Origin of the sequence: Kitasatospora sp. NPDC056800 (assembly GCF_042789775.1) — a bacterium.
In the GTDB taxonomy this organism is placed as follows: Bacteria; Actinomycetota; Actinomycetes; order Streptomycetales; family Streptomycetaceae; genus Kitasatospora.
Genome location: NZ_JBHUAL010000337.1, coordinates 1 through 5,491, shown reverse-complemented (window position 1 = coordinate 5,491; position 5,491 = coordinate 1). Strand labels below are relative to the sequence as shown.

3 protein-coding genes are annotated in these 5,491 nt (G+C 73.4%); all 3 read left to right on the top strand.

From position 1 onward, the window contains the following. A partial coding sequence (locus ACFRQN_RS39640; protein ID WP_380745490.1) for a trypsin-like serine protease occupies positions 1 to 1,632 on the top strand: 1,632 nt, incomplete at its 5' end. 92 nt (positions 1,633 to 1,724) lie between these two features. Next, complete coding sequence (locus ACFRQN_RS39635; protein ID WP_380745488.1) at positions 1,725 to 3,467, top strand: trypsin-like serine protease; 1,743 nt, start codon at positions 1,725 to 1,727, stop codon at positions 3,465 to 3,467. A gap of 118 nt (positions 3,468 to 3,585) precedes the next feature. Further along, positions 3,586 to 5,427, top strand: a complete 1,842-nt coding sequence (locus tag ACFRQN_RS39630; protein WP_380745486.1) for a trypsin-like serine protease — start codon at positions 3,586 to 3,588, stop codon at positions 5,425 to 5,427. Positions 5,428 to 5,491: the final 64 nt, after the last annotated feature.

Here is a 5,491-nt window from a genome sequence, read left to right as displayed (position 1 = left end):
GTCCGGTCGCCGGTCCGGCGGGACGCCACCTTCTCGCAACTCCTCAGGGGGGAATTCCTGATGTCCCGCAAGTCCCAGTTCCGTTCCCGTCGGGCGGGTGTGCTGGTCGCGGCCGCCGCCGCCGGCACGCTGAGCACCGTCTCTCCGGCGGGTGCCGTGGTCGGCCCCGAGGCTGCCGACAACACCTACACCTCCACCGCCCGTCTGACGATCGGCGACAACCTGCGCGCCTGCACCGGCGCGCTGGTCGACCGCAGCTGGGTGCTCACCGCCGCCTCCTGCTTCTCCGACGACCCGGCGCAGCCGCAGGCCCTGGCGGCCGGCAAGCCGAAGTGGAAGACCACCGTCACGCTCGGCGCCAAGTCGGCCGAGGTGGCCGAGCTGGTGCCGCGCGCCGACCGCGACCTCGTCATGGCCCGTCTCACCACGCCCGTCGACGGCGTCGCCCCGCTCGCCGTCGCCACCGCCGCCCCGACCGCCGGGCAGAGCCTGCGCGTCGCCGGCTTCGGCCGGACCAAGGACGAGTGGGTGCCGAACAAGCTCCACACCGGCGCGTTCACCCTCGACACCGTGAGCGCGACCGCGATCGGCATCACCGGCACCGGCGGCGCCTCGATCTGCAAGGGCGACACCGGTGCCCCGGCGATCCGCGAGGTCAACGGCAAGGCCGAGCTGGTGGCCGTGGCCTCCCGCTCCTGGCAGGGCGGCTGCCTGGGCACCCCCGCCACCGAGACCCGCACCGGCGCGTTCAGCTCCCGGGTCGACGACCTCGTCGGCTGGGTGAACCAGGTGCGGGTCTCCCGTCCGGCCAGCCGGCTGTTCGCGATCGGCGGCGACAGCCAGATCTGGGCCAACGAGGGCGCGTACACCACGAACGTGTGGGGCACCTTCGAGGCCGTACCGAACAGCGGCGGCGTCCGGCAGGTCAGCGCCGTCACGATGGGCGACAAGGTGCGCCTGTTCGGCATCGGCAGCGACCAGCGGATCCGGACCACCACCAGGGACGCCTCCGGCGCCTGGTCGCCGTTCGAGGTCGTGCCGGGCAACAGCGGCATCCGGCAGGTGACCGCCGTCGCCATGGGCGACAAGGTGCGCCTGTTCGCCGTCGGCGGCGACGAGCGCATCTACGGTGCGGACGGCGACTACGCCGCGGGCACCTGGAGCGCGTTCTCGCCGCTGCCCAGCAGCGCGATCAAGCAGGTGACCGCCACTGTCGTCGGCAACACCGTGCGGCTGTTCGCGATCGGCGGCGACAACCGGATCTGGACCAGCACCGGCGACTACACCGCCGGTACGTGGAGCACCTTCGAGGCGATCCCCAGCAGCGGCATCCAGCACATCGCCGCCACCACGATCGGCAACACCGTGCGGGTGTTCGCGGTCGGTGCCGACAGCCAGATCTGGACCACCGACAGCACCGGCAACGGCCCCTGGACCACCTTCGAGAAGGTGCCCGACGCCCTCGGTGTCAAGCAGGTCGCCGCCACCACCATCGGCGACACCATCCGCCTGTTCGCGATCGGCAGCGACGACAAGATCTGGACCGCCGACAAGAAGGCCGACGGCAGCTGGACCACCTTCTACAAGGTCGACAGCAGCGGCATCCAGGGCCTCGCCGCCACCACCGGCTGACCCGGGTCCCGTACCCGTGCCCCGCGGGGGCCGTCGTCGTGAGACCGACCGCCCCCGCGGGCTCCCACCCACCGACCCGAAGGGGAGTCCCCATGTCCCGCAAGTCCCAGCTCCGCCCGCGGCGGGCGGGTGTGCTGGCAGCCGTCGCGGCCGCTGCCGCCGGCGCGCTGACGACCTTCGCCCCGGCCGGCGCCGTCTCCGGCGGCGCCGCGGCCGACACCACCTCCGCCACCACCGCGCGCATCGTCATCGGCGACAGCCTGCGCGGCTGCACCGGCGCGCTGATCGACCAGTACTGGGTGCTCACCGCCGCCTCCTGCTTCGCCGACGACCCGGCTCAGCCGCAGGCCCTGGCGGCCGGCAAGCCGAAGTGGAACACCACCGCCACCGTCGGCGCCAAGTCGGCCCAGGTGGTCGAGCTGGTGCCGCGCGCCGACCGCGACCTGGTGATGGCCCGTCTGGCCGTGCCGGTCGACGGTGTGACGCCGCTGGAGGTGGGCACCTCGGCGCCGACGGCCGGGCAGTCGCTGCGTGTTCCCGGTTTCGGCCGGACCAAGGACGAGTGGGTGCCGTCCAAGCCGCACACCGGCGCTTTCAGCCTCGACACGGTGAGCGCGACCGGCGTCGGCATCACGGGGACGGGCGGTGCGGCGGTCTGCAAGGGCGACACCGGTGCCCCCGCCATCCGTGAGGTCAACGGCAAGGCCGAGCTGGTGGCCGTGGCCTCCCGCTCCTGGCAGGGCGGCTGCCTGGGCACCCCGGCCGCCGAGACCCGCACCGGCGCGTACGCGACCCGGGTCGACGACCTCGGCGTGTGGATCACCAACGTCCGCCACTCGACCCCGTCGGGGACGAAGGTCACCGGCTCGCCGTTCACCGTCGTCGACCCGGCCACCGGGCACCCGCTGACCTTCGTCCAGGACAGCAAGAACCACCTGTGGTCGGTCGACCCGCAGAACGAGGGCTGGACCGACCTGGGCGGCTACGCGGCCGCCCGCCCGACCGCGATCGCCAACCCGGCCGACAACCACGTGATCGTGTACGTCAACGGGCCGGACAACAAGCTCTGGTCCTACGACCGCACCACCGGCAAGTGGACCGAGTTCGTCCCCACCCCCGCCGGGACGGTGCTGGCCCCCGACGCCGTGCCGCGCACGGTCGTCGACCCGGCCACCGGCCACCTGGTCACCTTCGTCCGCGACACCGCCCACCACCTGTGGTCCGTCGACCCGCAGGGCGAGGGCTGGTACGACTTCGGCGGGCTGGCCGCCACCGACCCGGTGCCGGTGATCAACCCGAACGACGGCCACATCGTGGTGTACGTCAACGGGCCGAACAACCGGCTGAACTCCATCGACCGCCGGGGCGCCGGCCGGGTCGAGTTCGTTCCGCCGGCCCTGGCCCCCGACGCGGTCCCCTCGACCGTGGTCGACCCGGCCACCGGGCACTTCACCACCTTCGTCCGCGACGCCGCCAACCACCTGTGGTCCGTCGACCCGTTCGGCCCGGGCTGGCGCGACTGGGGCGTGATGGCCGCCACCGACCCGGTCGCGATCGCCGACACGGCCGGCAACCGGACCGTGGTGTACGTCAACGGGCCGAACAACCGGCTGAACGCGCTGGACTTCGCCACCGGGAAGTGGACCGAGTTCGCGCTCACCCCGTCGGGCACCGCGCTGGCCGCCGACGCCGTCCCGCAGACCGTCGTCGACCCGGTCACCAAGCACCTGGTCACGTACGTCAGGGACGTCAACAGCACGCTCTGGTCCATCGACCCGCAGGGCCAGGGCGGCCCGGTCTGGGTCCGCTTCCACGGCGGCCCCTCCGCGCCCTGACCCGCCCCTGACCCGCGGCAGGCCCGCTGCGGCCCGCCACGGCCGCCGGTCGAAGGCCACCGGCACCCCGCGCACCCGCGGGGTGCCGTCCTCCCCGAACGCTCCCTGGAGATCCCTCATGTCCCGCAAGTCCCAGGTCCGCTCCCGGCGGGCCGGCGTACTCGCCGCGGCCGCTGCCGCCGGCACGCTGTGCAGCATCGTCCCGGCCGGCGCCGTGGTCGGCGACGCGCCCGCCGACGGCTCCTACGCCTACACCGTCCGCCTGGCGATCGGCGACAACGTGCGCGTCTGCACCGGCGCGCTGGTGGACCGCTACTGGGTGGCCACGGCCGCCTCGTGCTTCTCCGACGACCCGGCGCAGCCGCAGGCGCTGGCCGCCGGTGCGCCGAAGTGGAAGACCACCGCCACCGTCGGGCGCACCGACCTGGCCACGGGCGCCGGTGTCGTGACGGACGTGGTGGAGCTGGCGCCGCGTCAGGACCGCGACCTGGTCCTGGCCCGCCTGGCCGTCCCCGTCACCGGCGTCACCCCGCTCGCGGTCGCCACCACCGCCCCGACCGCCGGCCAGACCCTGCGGGTGCCCGGGTACGGGCGCACCAAGACCGAGTGGCTCCCGAACCGGCTCCACTCCGGCGCGTTCAGCCTCGACACGGTGAGCGCGACGGGCGTCGGCATCACGGGGACGGGCGGCGCGGCGGTCTGCAAGGGCGACACCGGTGCCCCCGCCGTCCGCGAGCTCAACGGCAAGGCCGAGCTGGTCGCCGTCGCCTCCCGCTCGTGGCAGGGCGGCTGCCTGGGCGTGCCCGCCGGCGAGACCCGTACCGGCGCGTACAGCACCCGGGTCGACGACCTCGGCGCGTGGATCAACCAGGTCCGCGACGGCTGGTGGGACACCGTCACCGCCAACCCGGCCGCCCGCAGCTCGGTCTACGACCCGGTCCGGAAGACCACCACGGTCTTCGCCGTCGACAGCGACCGCCACGTGGTGTCCTCCTCCAGCGCGGACGGCACGACCTGGAGCGACTGGACGCGGGTCGGCGGCGACTGGCAGTTCGCGAGCGTCCCCACGGCCGTGTTCAACCCCGCCACCGGTGCCATCGAGCTGTTCGCCATCGGCACCGACGGCGTGCTCAGCCAGACCTACTGGCTGCCGGACGGCAAGGGCTGGATCGAGTGGTACTACCAGCCCACCGACAAGAGGTTCACCGGCAGCCCCACCGCCGTCTACAACCCGGCGACGAAGACCGCGGAGGTCTTCGCCACCCAGACCAACGGGGCCGTCGCGCACTCCTACTACACCGTGGGCACGGCGGGGTGGAGCGGCTGGTACGACATCAAGGCCAACAAGGAGTTCACGGGCAGCCCGAGCGCCCTGTACAACCCCTCCACCGGTGCCATCGAGCTGTTCGCGGTCAACACCGACGGCGTGCTGAAGCAGAGCTACTGGCTGCCGGGCCAGGACTGGAACCCCTGGTACGCCCAGGACGACAACGTGAGGTTCACCGGCAGCCCCACGTCCGCCTACAACCCGGTCACCAAGGTCGTGGAGGTCTTCGCCACCCGGACCAGCGGGGCCGTCGCGCACGCCTACTACACCCCGGGCATGACGAAGTGGAGCGGCTGGTACGAGGTCCCCGGCCGCGGGTTCGCGGGCTCGCCGACCGCCGTCTTCGACCCCGCCACCGGCGGCTTCGCGCTGTTCGCGGTCGACGGCAACGGCGTCCTCGCCCGCGCCGCGTGGCAGCCCGACGGCAAGCCGTGGAGCGACTGGACCAGCATCGGGGACTGGCGGTTCACCACCGGTCGCTTCCCGACCGCGACGTTCAACGCGGCGGCCGGCACCCTGGACCTCTTCGCCACCGGCCAGAACGGCGCCTTCAACCACGCCTCGTACCAGCCGGGGAAGAGCGGGTGGAGCGGCTGGAACACGCTCCCCGGCAAGACCATGGTCACCGGCTGACGAAGCGTCCACGGGCCGTTCAAGGACCGGGCCCGGCCGCTCCCCGCTCAGGCAGGGGGAGCGC

Bases quoted from the DNA above. Each gene is read 5' to 3' on its own strand.
- ACFRQN_RS39635 (WP_380745488.1), top strand. From the start codon at position 1,725: ATGTCCCGCAAGTCCCAGCTCCGCCCGCGGCGGGCGGGTGTGCTGGCA.
- ACFRQN_RS39630 (WP_380745486.1), top strand. From the start codon at position 3,586: ATGTCCCGCAAGTCCCAGGTCCGCTCCCGGCGGGCCGGCGTACTCGCC.